The 18571-nt window shown below is 45.1% G+C and carries 18 protein-coding genes, 1 pseudogene and 1 other annotated feature; of the genes and pseudogenes, 6 read left to right on the top strand and 13 right to left on the bottom strand.

The features are described 5' to 3' along the window. Nucleotides 1-3: 3 nt before the first annotated feature. On the bottom strand, nucleotides 4-663 hold the full coding sequence (locus tag N6H06_RS10985) for a potassium channel family protein (RefSeq protein WP_082808356.1): 660 nt from the start codon (nucleotides 661-663) through the stop codon (nucleotides 4-6). Between the two features lie 309 nt (nucleotides 664-972). Here N6H06_RS10985 and N6H06_RS10980 point away from each other — a divergent pair, with 309 nt between their 5' ends. The 4 genes from N6H06_RS10980 (at nucleotide 973) to N6H06_RS10965 (ending at nucleotide 6650) form a co-directional block, all read left to right on the top strand. Beyond that, nucleotides 973-2871: a BCCT family transporter gene (locus tag N6H06_RS10980; RefSeq protein ID WP_249413908.1), complete on the top strand. Its 1899-nt coding sequence runs from the start codon at nucleotides 973-975 to the stop codon at nucleotides 2869-2871. Between the two features lie 156 nt (nucleotides 2872-3027). Next, entirely contained in the window at nucleotides 3028-4038 is a 1011-nt protein-coding gene (locus N6H06_RS10975; RefSeq protein ID WP_062748910.1) for a TAXI family TRAP transporter solute-binding subunit, read from the top strand. Nucleotides 4039-4120: 82 nt separating this feature from the next. Beyond that, nucleotides 4121-4660, top strand: a complete 540-nt coding sequence (locus N6H06_RS10970; protein ID WP_062748912.1) for a DUF1850 domain-containing protein — start codon at nucleotides 4121-4123, stop codon at nucleotides 4658-4660. After that, nucleotides 4650-6650: a TRAP transporter permease gene (locus tag N6H06_RS10965; protein ID WP_263706531.1), complete on the top strand. Its 2001-nt coding sequence runs from the start codon at nucleotides 4650-4652 to the stop codon at nucleotides 6648-6650. Before N6H06_RS10970 ends, N6H06_RS10965 begins: the two co-directional genes overlap by 11 nt. Nucleotides 6651-6693: 43 nt before the next feature. Here N6H06_RS10965 and N6H06_RS10960 read toward each other — a convergent pair whose 3' ends face one another. Both N6H06_RS10960 and N6H06_RS10955 read right to left on the bottom strand, forming a co-directional pair. Further along, nucleotides 6694-7167 (bottom strand): GNAT family N-acetyltransferase, encoded by a 474-nt coding sequence (locus N6H06_RS10960; RefSeq protein WP_213029054.1) that lies wholly within the window; start codon nucleotides 7165-7167, stop codon nucleotides 6694-6696. Between the two features lie 35 nt (nucleotides 7168-7202). Continuing rightward, nucleotides 7203-7814, bottom strand: coding sequence for an NUDIX hydrolase (locus tag N6H06_RS10955; RefSeq protein ID WP_062748918.1), 612 nt, complete (start codon nucleotides 7812-7814; stop codon nucleotides 7203-7205). 260 nt (nucleotides 7815-8074) lie between these two features. Here N6H06_RS10955 and N6H06_RS10950 point away from each other — a divergent pair, with 260 nt between their 5' ends. After that, entirely contained in the window at nucleotides 8075-8515 is a 441-nt protein-coding gene (locus N6H06_RS10950) for a YndM family protein (RefSeq protein ID WP_263706524.1), read from the top strand. A 39-nt stretch (nucleotides 8516-8554) separates the two neighbouring features. Here the strand turns inward: N6H06_RS10950 and N6H06_RS10945 are convergent, their stop codons facing one another. Genes N6H06_RS10945 through N6H06_RS10935 form a run of 3 tightly spaced genes read right to left on the bottom strand, consistent with a single transcriptional unit; the run spans nucleotide 8555 to nucleotide 10937 of the window. Continuing rightward, complete coding sequence (locus tag N6H06_RS10945; RefSeq protein ID WP_263706522.1) at nucleotides 8555-8929, bottom strand: SLAP domain-containing protein; 375 nt, start codon at nucleotides 8927-8929, stop codon at nucleotides 8555-8557. Beyond that, a complete protein-coding gene (locus tag N6H06_RS10940) occupies nucleotides 8916-9530 on the bottom strand; it encodes a GNAT family N-acetyltransferase (protein ID WP_263706520.1) in 615 nt (204 codons plus the stop codon). Before N6H06_RS10940 ends, N6H06_RS10945 begins: the two co-directional genes overlap by 14 nt. Continuing rightward, the gene (locus N6H06_RS10935) at nucleotides 9531-10937 is read right to left on the bottom strand and encodes an aminotransferase-like domain-containing protein (RefSeq protein WP_263706518.1); all 1407 of its coding nucleotides are present in this window, start codon (nucleotides 10935-10937) and stop codon (nucleotides 9531-9533) included. A 99-nt stretch (nucleotides 10938-11036) separates the two neighbouring features. Here N6H06_RS10935 and N6H06_RS10930 point away from each other — a divergent pair, with 99 nt between their 5' ends. Beyond that, nucleotides 11037-11891: a DMT family transporter gene (locus N6H06_RS10930; protein ID WP_062748928.1), complete on the top strand. Its 855-nt coding sequence runs from the start codon at nucleotides 11037-11039 to the stop codon at nucleotides 11889-11891. Between the two features lie 22 nt (nucleotides 11892-11913). On the opposite strand, the gene N6H06_RS10925 is transcribed toward N6H06_RS10930, so the two are convergent. The 7 genes and pseudogenes from N6H06_RS10925 to N6H06_RS10895 all read right to left on the bottom strand — a co-directional run bounded on the left by N6H06_RS10925 (nucleotide 11914) and on the right by N6H06_RS10895 (nucleotide 18439). Continuing rightward, on the bottom strand, nucleotides 11914-12594 hold the full coding sequence (locus tag N6H06_RS10925; RefSeq protein WP_263706516.1) for a class I SAM-dependent methyltransferase: 681 nt from the start codon (nucleotides 12592-12594) through the stop codon (nucleotides 11914-11916). Nucleotides 12595-12650: 56 nt separating this feature from the next. Further along, nucleotides 12651-13640 carry a tryptophan--tRNA ligase gene (locus N6H06_RS10920; RefSeq protein WP_263706514.1) on the bottom strand — a complete coding sequence of 330 codons (990 nt, stop codon included), beginning with the start codon at nucleotides 13638-13640 and terminating at the stop codon, nucleotides 12651-12653. Between the two features lie 59 nt (nucleotides 13641-13699). Beyond that, nucleotides 13700-13946, bottom strand: a binding site (T-box leader). 53 nt (nucleotides 13947-13999) lie between these two features. Continuing rightward, on the bottom strand, nucleotides 14000-14770 hold the full coding sequence (locus tag N6H06_RS10915) for a class I SAM-dependent DNA methyltransferase (protein ID WP_263706512.1): 771 nt from the start codon (nucleotides 14768-14770) through the stop codon (nucleotides 14000-14002). Nucleotides 14771-14891: 121 nt separating this feature from the next. After that, the gene (locus N6H06_RS10910) at nucleotides 14892-15404 is read right to left on the bottom strand and encodes a hypothetical protein (RefSeq protein WP_263706510.1); all 513 of its coding nucleotides are present in this window, start codon (nucleotides 15402-15404) and stop codon (nucleotides 14892-14894) included. Beyond that, on the bottom strand, nucleotides 15397-15921 hold the full coding sequence (locus N6H06_RS10905) for a GNAT family N-acetyltransferase (RefSeq protein ID WP_263706508.1): 525 nt from the start codon (nucleotides 15919-15921) through the stop codon (nucleotides 15397-15399). The genes N6H06_RS10910 and N6H06_RS10905 overlap by 8 nt, the downstream gene beginning before the upstream one ends. 51 nt (nucleotides 15922-15972) lie before the next feature. Then, a pseudogene (locus N6H06_RS10900) lies at nucleotides 15973-16248 on the bottom strand (oxidoreductase); the annotation flags it as partial. A 61-nt stretch (nucleotides 16249-16309) separates the two neighbouring features. Then, the gene (locus tag N6H06_RS10895) at nucleotides 16310-18439 is read right to left on the bottom strand and encodes a heavy metal translocating P-type ATPase (RefSeq protein WP_263706506.1); all 2130 of its coding nucleotides are present in this window, start codon (nucleotides 18437-18439) and stop codon (nucleotides 16310-16312) included. Between the last annotated feature and the right edge of the window lie 132 nt (nucleotides 18440-18571).

The following is an 18571-nucleotide window of genomic DNA, read 5'->3' as shown; positions in this document are numbered from 1 at the left end:
TATTTATGATAATCCTTTTTTTTCAAATCGTTTCAAATCGCTGTTCTCGCCTGCCAAAATTAAAAGATCATTTTCGTAAATGACCTCTTCAGGTGACAAATGAATATTCAATTGCCCATTCCTCTTATAGCCAATTAATGTACAGCCATACTTTCTGCGAATGTTCAGTTGCGCGAGCGTCTTATTAGCTATCTTTTCTGTCGCAGCCAATTCAACAATGCTGTGCTCATCCGATAATTCAATATAGTCAATGACTTTAGTAGAATCAAGCAAGTGGGCTATACGAATGCCCATTTCATGTTCTGGCCGGATAATCCGGTCAGCGCCGACTTTCTCTAAAATACGGTAATGCTTGGTATTGCTTGCCTTCACCCACACATTGGCGACGCCGAGCTCTTTTAGAAGCAACGTAGCAAGAACGCTCTCTTGAATATGTTCGCCAATTGCCACAACAACATAATCAAAATTGCGGATTCCAAGTGCTTTAAGTGAGCGCTCATCTACTCCATTTGCAACAATCGCTTTTGTTGCATAGTCGCTGACAAACTCGACTTTTTCTTCAGACCGGTCAATGGCAAGCACTTCATGCCCCATTTCATAAAGCTCCTGGCACACACTTGTGCCAAAACGGCCGAGCCCTATGACAGCAAACTGTTTTTCCACTTTGTCCCTCCTGAACACAGCCAAGATTTTAAGTCTAAATGAGATCTTACTCCTGTGTAATAAGAAAGTCAACGCGTCCTCGTTATTTTTTATCTTTTCTTTAGGAAGTAACGGATTGCACTGATTCTCTTTATTAAAATTTTTGTTTATTGTAGACAGAAAAAATGATATTCTAACTATTCAACCTAAATGCCTGTCTTTTTTTATCGGGGTTTACCGACGGCTAATCGGGGTAAATTGAGAAAGAGTCTTTCTCCTTACCCATTCAAGAAACAACGTACTTTTAACGACAGGAAAGGTGGTTTGCGCATGCCGCAAAACTCTGACCCAACACCAAGAAAGTCTTCATTTGTCCTCTATGCGTCAGCAACGGGAATGGCATTATTCGTGTTGTGGGGCATCGTGAACCCTTCCCACTTAGGCGCTACGGCAGAAACGGCCTTAGCTTGGATTATTGACAACTTTGGTTGGTTTTATATGACCATCGCTAGCATTTTCATCCTTTTTGGCATTGTCGTTGCCGTTACGCCATTTGGCAAACTTAGGCTCGGCAAGGACAACGACCGTCCTGAACACTCTTTTATTTCATGGATCGGCATGCTTTTTGCTGCCGGCCTTGGTGTCGGCTTCGTCTTTTTTGGTGTAGCTGAACCTATTCTTTACTATATGGATCCGCCACCTGGCTATTCGTTCCACTTACCTGAAGATTCGGCGAATGCTGCTGCGATTGGACTCCGTTATGGTGTTTTTCATTGGGGGCTTCATGCATGGGGGGCGTTTTCAGTCGTCGGCTTAACGCTTGCCTTCGTACAATACCGCAAAAACCGACCAGCACTGATCAGTTCAGCGTTTTATCCCATTCTTGGCTCAAAGACAGACGGTTGGATGGGCAAAACGATTGACTTGCTTGCGGTTATTTCCACTTGTGCAGGTGTGGCAACGACATTTGGCTTAAGCGCAATGCAAATTTCAGGTGGAGTTTCCTTTTTAACGCCGCTAACGAACAACATTCCTTTACAGCTATCAATCATTGCCGTCATCACTTGTTTGTTTTTGTTCTCCACCATTGCCGGAATTAATAAAGGCATTAAACGGCTGACCAATTTGAATTTGGTGTTTGCTGGCATCTTGCTGTTATTTGTTTTATTTGCAGGACCTACCATTACAGTGCTTGAAAGCATGGTAACGACTTTAGGGGGCTATTTGTCCAATGTCGTGTCGATGTCATTTACGATGACGCCTTTTTCTAATGATGAATGGCTAGGATCAAACACCATTTTCTTCTGGGCTTGGCACATGTCATGGTCGCCATTTGTTGGCTTGTTCATTGCGCGGATTTCAAAAGGGCGCACCATCCGCGAATTTATCGCAGGCGTCCTGCTCGTCCCGACACTTATGGCAGTCGTTTGGTTTTGTGTGTTTGGCGGTACCGCCTTGAATATAGAGATTTCTGGGCTGTTCCCCCTTGCGGAGATTGCTCAGTCTGAAGTGGAGCTTACTCTTTTCTATATGCTGCAAAATCTCCCATTCACCACAATTTCGAGTATTTTAGCAGTCATTGTCGTTGGAATCTTTTTTGTGACGTCCGCTGACTCGGCTGCGTTTGTACTAGGGTCGATGACATCGAACGGCTTGCTTAACCCAAGCTTTAAATTAAAAATGCTCTGGGGTGTACTAATTGCTGGCACTGCGTCTGTTCTCCTAATAAGCGGAGGCGGAGGATTGGATGCTTTACAGACTGCCGCACTTACGGCCGCACTCCCATTTGCTTTCATTCTTGTCTTTATGCTGTTCTCGATTAGCATTATGATTGCCAAAGACTGGCGAACAGAGCAGCGGAAGGCGCGTCTTGCACGCGATGAAGAATTAAAACAACGCTTAAAAAAGGAAGCGTACGAAGAACTGCGACAAGATTTGAGCCAAGAGTGGCGCGATGAACTCCGCAGAGAACTATTGGCAGCCGGTCGCAACACTGCGGAAATGATCCACTTCCAAACGACAGAGGATACGGCAATTGTCGGCAGAACACTTGCTGAAATCGGCTTTCCCCCTCATGTTAACGTAAGTGCAATTGAACGAGGCGATGATGTGATCTCTCCTTCTGGGAGCACAGAAATTAAAGCAGGTGATTATTTGTACATTCTAGTAAAAATTCAACAAAAGGAAGCATTGCTGGCTATTTTACGAGAAACGAAGTCAGGATTGTAAAAAAATCGGTAGAGGTTTTCCTTTCGAGGAGGACCTCTATTTTTTAATAAGCGCTTTCATTTTATTACGTATTCACTACATTAAAATAATTTGACAATTACGATCTCCTCTATGTAAAATAATAATAAAAATTGGGAAACTAAGGGGGATACGCATATTAAAAAAAGACTTTTTCCAATCGCCCTCACATTAGCGGCAACAATCGGGCTTGCCGGATGTGGCGGAAATGACAATGACACAGGTGGAAACGGGAATGAAGCTGAAAACAACGGAGAAAACGCCTCATCAGAAGATCCGCAATTTCTCAACCTTTTGACAGGGGGCACAAGCGGGACCTATTATCCACTCGGCGGAGAAATGGCCAATTTTATTTCCGACGGCACTGGCGTCGAAACAACGGCCCAATCATCGAATGCTTCAGCTGAAAACGTAGCACAATTAAGCAGCGGCGACGCGGAGATTGCGTTTGTGCAGACCGATGTAATGTCCAATGCGGTGGAAGGCGTCAATTCTTTTGAAGGGGAGCCTGTTGACAATGTGCTTGCGCTCGGCTCGCTATACCCGGAAACCATTCAAATTGTAACCACTGCCGATTCAGGCATTGAGAGTGTCGAAGACCTTGCCGGCAAATCAGTATCTGTTGGAGCTCCAGGATCAGGTACATATGTAAATGCTGAACAGATCCTCGAGATTCACGGCATGAGCATGGATGACATTAATCAACAGCCTTTAAGCTTTGATGAATCGACGAGCGGCATACAAGACGGCAACATTGACGCAGCCTTTATTACCGCCGGAACGCCAACAGGAGCTGTTGAAGGATTATCGGCGACAAATGAAGTCTCAATTGTGCCAATTGACGAAGACAAAGTCAATGAGCTAATCGAAACGTACCCATATTATGCATCCGATGTCATTGAAGCCGGTACTTACGGAATGGAAAACGAAGTCCAAACAGTAGCTGTGCTTGCAATGATTGCTGTCAGCGATACGTTATCGGAAGACTTGGTCTATAATATGACCAAATCCATTTACGAAAATGCTGAAAACATGGCACACGAAAAGGCACAATTTATTAAACTTGAAAACGCTTTAGACGGCATTGGAACAGAAGTTCATCCTGGGGCACAGCGCTATTATGATGAACAAGGCGTATCAGCAGAATAACGGAGATATGGGTTAGAAAAAACCGGCTGTCAAACCGACAAGGCTCTTGCGGCCGGTTTTCTTATTCCAATAAGGAGGATTCATGGCGCGTTTGTTGTTAACGAGGAAATATTGGGTCGGTATTGTATTGTTGCTGTTACTTGCCACTTCAGTGCTACTGATTCCTTTTCGTACCGCTCTCGTTTTTTATAAAGAAAACACGAACTCCATTTCCGCCTACCTTCCCCTTAAACCTGGGGATACGTTTGAGATTATTTATACACACTCCATTCATCGATCAGATGTAAGTGAAAAATATATTATTCTAGACAACCTTACTATTCAGCAATATGAATTCGTTTTTGAAGAGTTTGGTATCGGCATGCCGTCAAACGCAAGAGGCAAAGAACAATTCGTCATGGAAGACGGAAAATATTACATACGGAATATGGAAAACATCTTTCCATCCTTTGCGCTGCGAACTGGATCAGTCGTACCAGAACACCGGCTAGTGTGGGGACAACATGCTGAACATATGGCCTGGTTCGCTGATTATTTTGATCCAGGCGCTTGGTTTACTGTCAAAATGGAACGTCTCAATTTATGGCAACGGCTGAAAGGAGAAGAAATAAATGACAAATAACGAGCATCAGCTTTCGCTTGAAGAACAGAACAAGCTAATGGAAAAATACGATGCCGAATCACGTACACGCAAATTAACAGGCATCTCAGCCGGTATCGTCTTTGTCGGCCTTCTTGCCTTCTCGCTATTCCAGCTCTATACAGGTGCATTCGGCCAATTTACCGCATATATCCAACGAACAGTCCACTTAGGCTTTGCCTTGACATTGATCTTCTTCTTATTTCCAGCAAAGCGGAAAACGAAGAAAGAAAGCGTTCCTTGGTATGATTACATTCTTATATTGGCTTCTATTATTGTGTGCGGGTATTGGCCTGTCTTCTATGACACGCTTGTACAACAATTTGGTGGTATTAGTTCAGCTCAGCTCATTATCGGGACTGCCGCGATTGTGCTCGTATTAGAAGCGACAAGGCGTGCAGTCGGTTTGCCGATCATCATCATTGCAGGCTGCTTTATCCTTTACGCTCTTTTTGGCCCTTATATGCCTGGCATGTTCGCCCATAGAGGCCTATCGCTAGAACAATTTGTACAATCAATGTTCTTTACAACAGAGGGCATTTTAGGGACACCGCTGCAGGTGTCGTCCACTTACATTTTCTTGTTTCTATTGTTCGGCGCCTTTTTAGTGCAAACGGGAGTCGGGAACTACTTTAATGACCTTGCTATTGCAATCGCGGGGAGGCGCGTTGGCGGGCCAGCAAAAGTAGCGATTTTTTCAAGTGCTTTAAATGGTACGATTTCAGGGAGTTCCGTTGCCAACACCGTGACCACTGGCGCTTACACGATTCCAATGATGAAACGATTGGGCTACAAACCTAATTTTGCCGGTGCAGTGGAAGCAGCCTCTTCTACTGGCGGCCAAATTATGCCGCCGATTATGGGGGCAGCTGCATTTTTGATGATTGAATTTGCAGGGGTCGGTTATTGGGAAATTGCCCGTGCTGCTCTTATTCCGGCTGTATTGTATTTTTCGGGAATTTGGATTATGACCCATTTTGAAGCGAAGCGTCTAGGTCTATTAGGTCTACCCAAAGAGAGCATCCCGAAAAAAAGCGTCGTGTTAAAAAAAATTCATTTGCTATTGCCGATCCTCGCTATCGTGTACTTGCTTTTTGCAGGCTTTAGCATTGAACGTAGCGCGATATACGGAATCGGCATTACTATACTCGTTAGCCTATTCTTAAAAGAAACGCGCATTACGCCAAGCAAGTTTGTCCTTGCCCTAACAAGCGGGGCTCGTACCGCTCTCAGCGTAGCAGCAGCGACGGCTTGCGCAGGTATTATTGTCGGTGTCGTCACCAAAACCGGCTTAGGCCTTAAGCTTGGAAACGGCATTGTAAACATGGCTGGCTCTTTAACCACTTCCGTCGATATTCAACTTTTATTGACTCTTGTGTTCACGATGATCACTTCGATTATTCTTGGGATGGGTTCGCCGACAACCGCCAACTATATCATCACATCAACGATTGCTTTACCTGCGATTATCGCTTTAAATGGGCAATTGGAGGTAGCCATCCCGGTTTTAGCTGCCCATATGTTTGTTTTCTATTTCGGTATCGTCGCAGACATCACTCCTCCAGTAGCGCTTGCTGCGTTTGCAGCCTCTGGCATATCGGGAGGAGAGCCGATTCGAACAGGAATCAACGCCACAAAGTTGGCTATTGCCGCCTTTATTATCCCGTATATGTTTGTATTGCAGCCGCAATTGCTAATGATTGACTCGACCCCTTTCCAAATCGGTCTTGCCTTCGTTTCGGCTCTTCTCGGCATGATCGCCATTGGGGCTTGTATGATTGGTTTTTGGTATAAAAAGCTGAACTGGATTGAACGAATTCTTTCCTTGGCAACTGGGCTTATGCTTATTTATCCAGAAGGGTACAGCGATGCAATCGGCTTGTTTTTATTCGTTGCCTTAATTGGTTACCAACTAATCGGCATGAAAAACAAGAATAAAATGCAAGAACAAAGCAAAAGTACAGAAAGCTAGCGATGATGTAAAAAAGCACGACGGCTTGAGCCATCGTGCTTTTTTAGCCATTATTGAAGCAATGCTGCATTTCAATAAAATCATAAACAGCACCTTTGATTTCCCGCTTACGGGCGCTTCCTTTTTCAAAACCACACTCTTCAGATACATGAATGGCCCGTTTATTGTCTGCAGCAACAAATAATTTAACAGCCGTTATTTCTTCGAAGTTGTTTTTAATAAACGACAAACAATTTTGTAAAAATGCACGGCCAAATCCTTTTCCTATGTAGTCTGGTTTCATTCCGAGTCCGATCTCGGCCACATCCTTTTTAGGTTTGATCCCAAGAAACCCTACCATATCTTCACCTTTATAGACGGCATATTGTCTTGCACTGCTCTTCCCAACATCTATAAATGCATGCAATCCAAGCTTTTCAACGTCTGTATGGTAAAAAGCATAAGCCCCCTCATATTCCCATTGGTAAGCGAGCCATTTCGCTTGGTCTTCCGACATGGCGACAAAGCGCAGTTCCATTTTTCGCGAAGCCTCCCTTTCACACCCTTTTCCTGTTAGTCCATATACGGCTGCCTTTGGTTAAGCTGATTGCGGATAATTGAAAATTGCTCTAGTGTATTACGGTTTGCCGATAGCGGCGGCAAATCATCAAATGAAAAGAAGCCAACGTTGCTCGTTTCTACGCCTGTTCTTGCTGTTCCCCCCGTGATTGTACAATGCAAAACCAACTTATAAAAATGGAACATATGGGGTGGATGGCGATGTTTCTTCGTATCGAACAAGGCAAGCACCCGCTCGTATTTGCTTTCGTAACCAGACTCTTCTTTAATTTCCTTTACGATGTTTTCTACAGGCGACAACCCCACTTCACAATAGCCTCCTGGTAACGCCCACGTGCCGTCGTTTTCTTCTTGCACAAGCAAAATATGGTTGTCCTTTATGACAACGCCACGGACATCCATTTTCGGTGTCTGGTAGCCGTTTTGTTGGACAAACGTTTCCTTAACACTCGCAGCATCAAGATTTTTCGCACATGCCATCATTTCAGCACTTATGGTCAATAACTCTTCGTAACGTTCCATGTCATACTTGTCTTTTGTAAATGTGATTCCTGCCTGCGCTAGGGCTTGAATACGCTGTGCCCAGTTAAGCCAATTTGAATTCACCCGAGCATCCCCCTTTTTCTTGCTGTTGATACAGCGCGAAAAACACAGCTCTAAAAAAGGAGCGGCTACCCAAATCGCCATGTTTCTTTGCGCCTTTTAATAATGCCCCTCCCTAAATCATATCAATAATTAGCCTTGCTGCAACCCTTGGACCTAAGCCAGCTAGTAGACATTCCCAATTCGTTAAGACGAAAAAAGGCATTTGACGTATACGAACGACCTAGGACAGAAACACTGTTAGTAAAAAGGAGGGACGTCCTATGAAGCATTCCTTGCTGTTGCTTTGCAAATTTATCGCTTCCTTTATTGCCTTTACAATTGGATTTTTTTATTTTTCAGAAGCGACCTTTGTTGATGTTACTACATTTGCGCTCCTCGTCACCGCCGTTTCCTACATCGCTGGCGATTTGTTTCTGCTTCCTCGCTTTGGAAACATGATTGCTCTCGTTGGTGATTTTTTGTTCACATACTTGGCTGTATGGATTTTCGGGTCCGTTTTGTTCCATAATTACATGCTAATTGCCTGGGGAAGCATCCTCTCCGCTTTCATCGTCACAGTCGGAGAAGTTTTCGTGCACCGTTATATGTTAAAACATTCCCGTTCTGTTGAAACAAACGAGAGAACGCAAACACGTTTTGCTTTTGACACAGAGTTCGGCGAAGAAGAGGACTATTCGGAGATACAAAAGAAAGAGGACTAGCCATCCTCTTTCTTGCTGAGACTTCACAAAACGATCAAGCTACCAAGTTCTCAGACAAAGCGCCGCCCCTTTTAGCCGCGGTGCTTTTTTCTGTGCCTGTTTTGGAAAAATAAATGTCCACGGCATGCTTACCTGAGGCTTCAAGCCCAGGCGTTTAAGCGAAAAACGACTGGCTGCCACTTCCTCGCCGTCCTCTAAATAGACATACTCCTGTTCTTCATTTGGCCACTCCCCGTTCCCTGTATGCTGAACAAGAACGGTCACCAAAAGATCGCCACGATGGTTAAGCGCTTGCCATAGCGGGAGAAACGGCTGCAGTTCCCCTTGCTGGGCTGCAAACACGTTTTTGATCGCTTGTACATCCTTCTCCGAAATCGTCCGTTGCCAAGCCTCTTCAAATTTAAGCGTCTGCATCAAGGGATCCTCCTTTCAATTGTTTCACATAACAGCGGCATTCATGGACCCGTTTGAAAGCGTTCCGTACTTCCTCTTTCCGATCACCACTGTAGTGGGCAAAAACGCCTACGGGTGTAATGCTTTGGCAGTGGCTATGTATATTCCTTTTCGCTTCTTCTGCGTCCATGTATACATGAAGATAGCTCGTGTTTTGTCTAAAAAGGTGGCGCTTGTACCATTGGTTAGCAGCCGGATCTTCCCTCGTCCACGCTTCTAAATAATCAAGGCTGTATGCATGTGCTGCTTTTTCCACTTCAGCAAGCAACAAGGAGGCAATGCTTCTTCTACGATAATCAGGATGAACGGCAATGTGCCAGATCATTCCGCCCTTTCCCTCTTTTAAGGAACAGACGGGGCGGCTATCGCTATCAAGCTCAACGTCAATAAGTCCGACTAGCTGGCCCGCTTCGACGCAAACCAATTCAATTGCGGGATTACGGTACCTTTCTTTCACTTGCAGGACATTGTCATAATAAGGCGTGTCCATAAAAGCAAGCACCCGTAAGCGCAACCAGTCTCTCTCGTCATCAGCAACATACGTGCGCACTTCCACTGTCATTCACTCTCCTACGAATTGGTCGTCATATGCTTTCCTTACTTGCAGGAGACCCTTCTCCATGTTTTCCAAGCTTTCAAACGCAAAAGAAAAGCGGATCGATGCCTGTCTCTCCTCTCCGTAAATAAATCCAGGATGAATGACAACGCCTCTTCTGTGGCAAGCAGTCACAAAACGTTGCATATGAGGCGCTCGCTCTTTTCTAAAAGTAAACCAAATGAAAAAACCGCCTTGCACGTCTCCACAAGACCCTAGTTCGCCAAAGTGTTTCTGGAGCAAACCAAGTAACCAATCTTTCCGCTCCCGTAAATGTTCTTTCAATGTCCATACATGGCGGCGGTACGTACCGGTTTCCAATAGGTGACGGCAAACAAATTGGGACAACATGCTCGAACCATAATCCGTTTGCATCCGCAAGTCGGCCAACTTCTGGACAATATCGGGCGGTCCCACTAACCAGCCAATCCGTAAACCTGGGCTAACCGTTTTTGAAAAACTGCCTAAATACAATACTTGTCCTTTTCGATCATAGGCTTTTAATGGCTTTGGCCCTTCTTCAAATGACAAATCGCCATAAATGTCGTCTTCGATTATCGGCGTCCTTGTTTTGCCTGCAAGCAAAAGCAACTTGCGGCGCGCCCCTTCATCAAGCGTCATTCCTGTTGGATTGTGGTGTGTCGGGTTCACATATAACGCATGGGCACTCTGCTTGGCCAACTCTTTTTTTGCATGGTTGGCTGCAAAATCAAGAGGCGACGTCCGGATGCCCAAGCTTGCGAAAAACGTTAAAGACCGCAAATAAGAAACAGGCTCGTGGAACAACACACTGCCCGTCTGCAAAATCCCTGTGCCTATTAACTGCAAGCCGCCGAGCGCTCCGGAAACAATTAAGATCGAATCAGGAGATGCTTGAATCCCCTTTTCCTGTAAATACACAGATAGTGCCTGTCTTAACCCTTCATCCCCTTTCCCGTCGCCATAACCGAAACCAACATTTTGTGCAGCCATTGCCGTGAGCGCTTCCCTGATTGCATTCTTTGGCTGCAATTCATGAGCAAGCACCCCTTTGCTTAGCTGAATAAGAGTAGCATCGTTTTCCCATTCGTTCAAATGCTGGACAAGCGCTTTGTTTTTCGGATAAAACGACCATTTCGCCAACTCTTTCCACACAACGCCTTCTTCATTGCCAGAATCGTTGCTAACAAAAGAGCCTTTTCCTTGAATCGAAACAATGATGCCTCTTGCCTTTAAACGGTCTAAAGCTGCTATGACAGTGCTTCGGTTTACCTGATAATAGGCAGCAAGCTCTTGTTGGGTCGGCAGCTTCATCGTCGGATACCATTCGCCAGCTTCAATTTTTGCGCGAATGTCAGCCGCAATTTTTGCACGTTGCCCTGAAATGATGCTCACTCCTTCTAGTTGTTGGTTTTATTTTCTCATAAGTTGTTGGTTTCTCCAAACCAGATTTGCCTTAGGCTAGACCCACTAGCTTAAAAAGGAATGATCACCATGAAACTCATTTTTGTTTACGGAACAGCTGTCCTCCTATGGGCTTCGGCTTTTCCCGCCATTCGTGCGAGTCTTGGTTATTACTCACCCGAGCACCTTGCTGCTTTAAGGCTTCTCATTGCCTCGGCTGCCTTGCTTCTCTTTGCCTTGGCTGCGCGTATCCCTTTGCCGAAACGAAAAGACATGCCCGCCATTTTTTTGCTTGGCTTTTGCGGCTTTTCTGTTTACCATGGCGCACTTAGCATTGGGGAAAAAACAGTCGAAGCCGGCACAGCATCACTGCTTGTGTCGACGACGCCGCTTTTTTCAACGCTGCTTGCAGCCCTGTTTATGAAAGAGCGCCTGCATCTAAAAAACGGGATTGCTGCTCTCATAGCATTTATAGGGATTGGGATCATTATGCTAGGCAGCGGCGCTTCGTTTCATTTGCAGCTAGGGGCACTTATTATCCTCGTAGGCGCTTTTGGCGAAAGCATCTATTTTGTTTTTCAACGCCACCTTTTGCCGATATACGGTTTCCTGCCACTGACTATTTATGCCATTTTAACAGGGACGCTGTTTATGCTGGCGTTTACCCCTGGCCTAGGGCAAATGATGTTAGCTGCACCTTCCTCTGTCAATTGGACAGTTTTGTACTTAGGGCTTTTCCCAACGGTTATTCCTTATTTTTGCCTCGCCTATGCTACAGCAAAAGTTGGCGTCTCAGAAGCTACGAGCACTCTCTTTTTAACCCCGGTCGTGGCGCTTTTTCTTGCTTGGCTTTGGCTCGGGGAGACACCTGCCTTGTTGTCTCTTGCAGGCGGTGCACTTACTCTTGCAGGAGTGGCGGTTGCCATAACCGGAAAACAAAGTTAACAATACGGCGAAATTTGCATAGTTATTGCTGCCGAATGATCGCGACAGAATCGGCACCTTTTTGAAATTGATAAGACACCCGTTTTTCCGTGACCGTATATCCTTTTTGCCGAAGACGTTTAAAAAGAGGATCAACATGGGCGGACCGCTTCCCATCCAACGAAACAAGCGGGAAAACACGCACTTCTTTTGCGACTCTTAGCAATTCATCAAGTGTAGACTGGTGGAAGGCATCATCCAATTGTTCACTATAGGTGAACAAAAAATGAGCTGACAAAACAAGGTCAAACGTGTGATTGGCGAATGGCAGCTTTGGCAAAACAGCGGCCACATAACGTTCTGGCCGCCTGGCCATATCTTCTGTCGCCAATAGCAGTGCCTGCTTTCGTTGGGCAGCCAACGCAGGAACGTCGGCAACATTTGTCCAGATGTAATCCTTTTTGGCTTGTTTGATTTTATCAATTGTATGACCAAGATCCGCCAGCCCTTTTTGTCGAATCGTTGCTGGCGAGAGCTGATAGGCCATGTCGCTTGCTGTTGCATCTATGCCTAAATCAGCAGCTTCCTTTGTAAAAGAACAAGCACCCGCCGGACAGTCAAGTATACGGCGCCCTTGAAGCTTGGCTGTATCTAGGTCAAACATGGCCACATATTCAGCAAATGTCCTGCCGATAAACACAACTCGATCTAATTCTAAACTCACCTTTACTCAACTCCGCTAAATTTAAAATTGGTCAATCGCTTCAAACAGTCTTTCCTTCAAAGACCGACTGCTTTCTTTATTTCCTGTAAGAATGGCTGGCTATATGCTCTAGCCCGTTCCGCCCCTTTAGCCAGTAGGCGGTCCACTTCTGGAGATGCCAATAACTCGTTGTACCTACGTCTCGGTTCGCTCATAAACTCATTGATCGCCCAATACAGCTCTTTTTTAACTTCCCCCCAGCCAATGCCCTCGGCAAACCGGGCCCGCATCGCTTCCACTTGCCGTGGCTCAGCAAACTCCTTATAAAGGGTAAATAAGTTAGATGTCTCTGGATCTTTTGGCGCTTCTGGCGGCAGTGAATCGGTTTTGATCCGATTCACTAGCCGTTGCAGTTCGTTCGCCTCTGAAAACAGAGGGATGGTATTTCCATAGCTTTTGCTCATTTTCCGGCCATCCAGCCCAGGCAAAACAGCAACGCTTTCTTCGATGTGGACACGCGGCTGCTTAAACACATCGCCAAAGACATGATTAAAGTGCCGCGCTACATCACGGGCAATTTCAATGTGCTGGATTTGGTCACGGCCAACTGGCACAATATCTGGCTGAAACAACAGGATATCAGCCGCCATTAAAATCGGGTACGTAAACAACCCCATATTGACGCCAGCATCTGCTTCCTTGCCTGCTGCCTGGTTTTCATCGATTGCGGCTTTATAGGCATGGGCGCGGTTCAAAAGTCCTTTCGGCGCTACACATGCCAAAATCCAACTAAGCTCAAATACTTCCGGCACATCGGATTGACGATAAAAAACCGATTTTTCCGGATCGAGGCCAAGAGCTAGCCAAGTCGCAGCGATTCCTCGTGTCAATTGCCGCATTTCCTCGCTGTCAGTGATTTTCGTCAAGCCATGGGCATTGGCAATAAAATAAAACGACTCTAAACCTGTCTGCTTTGTAAAAGCAAGCGCCGGCTTAATCGCGCCAATGTAATTGCCAAGATGGACTTCCCCAGTGGGCTTAATCCCAGTTAAACTCCTTGTCGCCATTGCGTCTCCTCCTTTTGCTTTTAACTATTTTTGAACGCCAAAAAGGGCTACCCATCCTAAAAAAGGACGGATAACCCGCGGTGCCACCTTCATTCGCTCCACAAAAAAGCGCTTCTCAAGACGTACAGAAGTCTACTGCTTCAATACGCTGCCTTTTTTAACGGCAAGGCACCCGCTTCGCCTACTCTCTTTTTCAGCCAAGAAGCTCCGAAGCCCATTCCGCCTTGCTCCTGCACTGATTTCCACCAACCATCAGCTCTCTACAGCATTCCACAACGCGTACTTACTCTTCCTCATCGCTTAAACGTTTTTTCTATCATAGCCGATTTGATCAAGGCCTACAAGGGAAATTTGCTGGCTTATTGCTCTCTTTTTTTACAGACGAAAATCATTTCACTACTATTGTTTGTTAGCACTGTCTCGTTCCAATCTTTATAAACATGAATGATTTCAAAACCACACGCCGTTAAAAGACGTTCCATTTCTTTCGGAAACGTGTAGCGCAAACGAACATTGCTTCGTTTCTCCTTGATGATAGCACCAACGTTGTTTTTGTACTTTCTTATCGTCGTATAATGTTGGATTTGCTTGAGCGCGTCGTACTCACTGACCGTATAAACATCGACTGTAAAGCTCGTTTCCCTATCTACGTATGTCCGCCAATACTCCTCCGTGCAGGGCTGAAGCAATTCTTCCTGACTCGGAAACCGTGTATCAAAAATGAACACGCCGCCGCTATGCAAATGCCCATTGACAGAAGCAAGCAGCTGATTCTGAGCCTCGTTTGTTAGAAAATGTTGAAACGAATGGCCAACACAATAGATTAATTTGCTTTTTAGCGGCAGATTCAAGTTTGTACAGTCTTGCTCGACCCATTCAATTGGCAAGCGGGCTGCTTTTCTTCTTGCCTCGTTTAGCATCCCTTTATGGACATCGACACCTACTAGCTCAAACCCTTTTTCAGCCAATGGAATTGTTGCTCTCCCTGTTCCACATGCCAAGTCAATGATAAGCCCCTTTTGCTTGGCTGCCCATTTTAATAAGAATGGAATTTCGCTTTCGTGTTGGCCATTTTCTTGATCATATAATAGAGGGTCATGGTACTCCTCGAAATTGTCAAAATCGATCATTTCACTCACTCATTTCGTCACTATCGGATCTTTTCAGTCACAATGGCTATAGACACCACATACGGCGAGATTATGCACATCGCAGCCCCAAACAACGAAGAGATTCGTTCTAATTTCTCGTCTAAAGTTCAAAAAAACCCATTGTTTTCACATCGGCTAAAGAAGATAAGTAATCATCAATGATATAATTTTCAAAATTCATTTTGTCTACCTCTGGCAAGCCAGCGAAAAAGGCGACCAAGTTATATAATCTGTTTATCGTGCCACCAATATAGCAACCAGACACCGTCTCAAAATCATCTGTTTCTAAAATGACGAGTGAACCAATTGTAAGAATCGTGTCGGTATTCGTTAAAGGAACGGATTTTTGAGCTAATTGTTGAAATGCCATATCATTGACACTTTTTACTTTGCCATTAAGAAGCGCAGTAATGGCTGAATCATATATCCCATAAATTCCACCTATTTTATTCCTTTCAGGTATCTCATGCTCGATCAAAAATGGTTTGAGATCTTTATCAGACAAGGACAGGGGCTGCGCTTTTAAAGTGTTGATAAAAAAATCATGGACATCTTCGATTGGCCAAGGTTTGTATCTATTTTTTGTTTTCTGGTACAACGCATATTTATTCAATTTCGTTATTCCCCGTACGTTCCCAAATGAAATGGACAAACATTACTGTTTCCCCATTGAATTCAAATACTTCATCACTAGTGCCGACTTTTTTAAAGCCGTTGTTTTCCATCGTTTTTTGGGAGGCGATATTGTTGTTTGTTGTTTTTCCTTTTATTGTTTGAAAGCCTTTTTCCGTTTCAAGTAACTGTTTTAATGCGTTGGAGGCGACTCCTTTTCCGACATTGTTTTCGCCTACTCTAAAGCCAACTTCGGCCACACGATTGGGCTCGTCAATGGCAACAAAATTGATTCTGCCGATAATGTTTTTCCTATCATCTCTGATTAAATAAAATCTCGAGCCAGTGTCGTCTTGTTCGGTCAGCAAGTCTCTATGTCTAACTTTAAACGTTTCAAATTGATAATAGGCTTCGCCTCTACTTGGCACCATTTGTTCGAAAAAAGCCCGATTATCGGTTTCAAACTTAAACAATTCCTCGGCGTCACTTTCTTGTAACCTACTAATCGATAAACCCACGTCCATTCATCCCTTCAACATTAATTCCTTTCATTTGCATCATACCATGGCAAGCGGTAACTGAAACGTTTCTTTATACGTACATAAATAGTCGGCCATTTCGTCTTTTGTCGGATAACCTTTTGGATCGCCGCTAAAGTCAAGGCCAGGCAAGCTGCTGTAAAACCTTGGTGTAAACAAAACTAGCGAATCATACCGTTTTCGCCACGAATCGCCTGCCTCGTTTTGCTCATCTACTATAAGAAATGGTTGCTTTTGCTTTTTCAAGTAGTAACCAACTGCCAGGCCTGCTTGGCCGTCACCTATAACGACTACATCATATTGCATTGAGACCAACCCTTCCATGCAAAAGTTCAAAACAGAATCCTAAGTACGCGATCAAATCGGCCTACTCTTTTACACCGATTAGCCTCATGCTGTTTAAGGCAACCAACAGCGTAGCGCCCATGTCTGAGAGAATCGCTATCCAAAGGGTTAGCCAACCTGGGACAACGAGGAGCAATGCCGCTAGTTTAATGGCAATCGCAAAGGCAATGTTTGCTTTAATGATGTTCAATGTTTTGCGGCTCAGCTTCACTGTAAAGGGAAGCTTCTTTAAGTCGTCGCCCATTAGGGCAATGTCGGCTGTCTCCAACGCCGTGTCTGTGCCAGCTCCGCCCATGGCGATGCCAACCGTTGCCGCAGCAAGTGCAGGAGCGTCATTGACGCCGTCACCAACCATGGCCACATGGCCATGTTTCTCTTGCAGTTGTTTAATAAAATGTAATTTGTCCTCGGGCATTAACTCTGCCTGAATATCAGCAACGCCTACAGCTTGGCCGATGGCATGGGCAGTCCGTTTGTTATCGCCTGTAAGCATCACTGTCTTCGCAATGCCTGCTTCATGAAGTTTACCAATCACTTCTTTGCTTGATGGGCGCACTTCATCTGCGACTGCTACGATGGCGAGCAGCTCCGTTTCTGTCCCGACCAGCATCGCTGTCTTTCCCTGTTGTTGCAAGCTTTTGATGTCTTGCGCAAGTGGCGTTATATCATGCATTGGCAACCGTTCTTGGAACAGCTTCGGACTGCCAACGTAATACGTTTCTCCATTGACTGTTCCTGTAATGCCTTTGCCTGTGAGCGCCGTGACGTTCTCAACCGTATAATCGTGATAAGGCAATTGTTCGTCTTCTGCCTTGGCGACGATGGCAGAAGCCAATGGATGTTGCGAACGATTCTCTAATGCCGCCACAATTGCAAACAGTTGTCTGTGATCAAGTTGGGGGTTCAATAAGGCAAAGTCGGTAACAACAGGGACACCTTTCGTTAAAGTCCCTGTTTTGTCAAATGCAATCGCTTTTAGCGATGCCATTTCTTCTAAATAAACGCCACCTTTGACAAGCACCCCTTTTTTAGCTGCATTGCCGATCGCAGAAACAATCGAAATCGGCGTGGAAATGACCAACGCGCATGGGCAGCCGACAACAAGAACAGCTAACCCTTGGTAAACCCAAGTACTCCAATTCCCTCCCGTAAATAACGGTGGAATGATTGCAACAAGGGCAGCGACAACCATAATAATCGGTGTATAATACATAGCGAATTTATCGACAAACGCTTGTGCCGGAGCCCGTTCACCCTGTGCTTCTTCGACAAGGTGGATAATTTTTGAAATCGTCGTGTCGTCAACCAACTTTGTAACTTCGATTTCAAGCAGCCCTTCTTCATTTAACGTACCGGCAAAAACCTCGTCAGAAACCGCCTTTTCCACAGGAATCGATTCTCCTGTAATCGCTGCTTGGTTTACAGAAGAATGGCCACGCACCACTATTCCATCCATCGCGATTTTCTGGCCAGGTTTCACAATCATGACATCGCCAACGACAATATCACCAACATGAACAGTGAACTCTCGGCCATTCCGCTTAATAAGTGCTTCATTTGGGGCAATGTCCATTAACGACTGAATCGACTTTCTCGCCCGGTCCATCGAAAATCGTTCGAGCGCTTCGCTAATGGCGAATAAAATCACAACGACGGCCACTTCCCCCCATTCGCCAATGATGGCACCACCAATGACGGCCACCGTCATTAACGTCTTCATATCAAATTCAAGCCGCGTTACATTTCGAAGCCCCGTTTTTAGCAGAGGAAAGCCGCCGACGAGAATCGATGTTAAAAACAAACCGATCGTTCCGATATTCGACTCGCCATATCTAAATTGAAACACGTAGCCAAACACAAGCAATAAGACAGATATAAGAATCGAGCGGTGTTTTTTATAAAAAGGAATTTGTGTATATTGAAGAGGCTGTCGCCGACTCGGTTCCTTTGTCACTTTTAACTGTTCAAATGCACCTGCTTCCTCAAGCGCTTCTATCGTTGCCTCTCCGTAGACGGTTAGTTTCGAGGCGCCAAAGTTCACTTTTGCATCTTTGACCCCTGGCAAGTCCTTAACGTTTTTTTCAAATTTCCCTGCACAGTTCGCGCACGTAAAGCCGTCTACACGATAGACAGAGGTATGTTCATCCCCCATATCCTAAGCCCCCCTTTTATGACTGGCTCCATCATTCAAACATTTATTTGAATGTAAGTGTATCGGCAACGATACGCTATGTCAATCTATTATTCAAACATTTATTTGAATGATGCGGCATTTGCCCGTCCA

Source organism: Shouchella tritolerans (assembly GCF_025770735.1).
In the GTDB taxonomy this organism is placed as follows: Bacteria; Bacillota; Bacilli; order Bacillales; family Bacillaceae_D; genus Shouchella; species Shouchella tritolerans.
The sequence above is the reverse complement of the archived record's forward strand: the minus strand, read 5'-3'. Positions and strand labels throughout refer to the sequence as shown.

What these genes read in the sequence shown, in the direction of transcription:
- N6H06_RS10980 (WP_249413908.1), top strand. Translation starts at nt 973, where the DNA reads ATGCCGCAAAACTCTGACCCAACACCAAGAAAGTCTTCATTTGTCCTC.
- N6H06_RS10970 (WP_062748912.1), top strand. Translation starts at nt 4,121, where the DNA reads ATGGCGCGTTTGTTGTTAACGAGGAAATATTGGGTCGGTATTGTATTG.
- N6H06_RS10965 (WP_263706531.1), top strand. Translation starts at nt 4,650, where the DNA reads ATGACAAATAACGAGCATCAGCTTTCGCTTGAAGAACAGAACAAGCTA.
- N6H06_RS10960 (WP_213029054.1), bottom strand. Translation starts at nt 7,167, where the DNA reads ATGGAACTGCGCTTTGTCGCCATGTCGGAAGACCAAGCGAAATGGCTC.
- N6H06_RS10950 (WP_263706524.1), top strand. Translation starts at nt 8,075, where the DNA reads ATGAAGCATTCCTTGCTGTTGCTTTGCAAATTTATCGCTTCCTTTATT.
- N6H06_RS10945 (WP_263706522.1), bottom strand. Translation starts at nt 8,929, where the DNA reads ATGCAGACGCTTAAATTTGAAGAGGCTTGGCAACGGACGATTTCGGAG.
- N6H06_RS10940 (WP_263706520.1), bottom strand. Translation starts at nt 9,530, where the DNA reads ATGACAGTGGAAGTGCGCACGTATGTTGCTGATGACGAGAGAGACTGG.
- N6H06_RS10930 (WP_062748928.1), top strand. Translation starts at nt 11,037, where the DNA reads ATGAAACTCATTTTTGTTTACGGAACAGCTGTCCTCCTATGGGCTTCG.
- N6H06_RS10920 (WP_263706514.1), bottom strand. Translation starts at nt 13,640, where the DNA reads ATGGCGACAAGGAGTTTAACTGGGATTAAGCCCACTGGGGAAGTCCAT.
- N6H06_RS10915 (WP_263706512.1), bottom strand. Translation starts at nt 14,770, where the DNA reads ATGATCGATTTTGACAATTTCGAGGAGTACCATGACCCTCTATTATAT.
- N6H06_RS10895 (WP_263706506.1), bottom strand. Translation starts at nt 18,439, where the DNA reads ATGGGGGATGAACATACCTCTGTCTATCGTGTAGACGGCTTTACGTGC.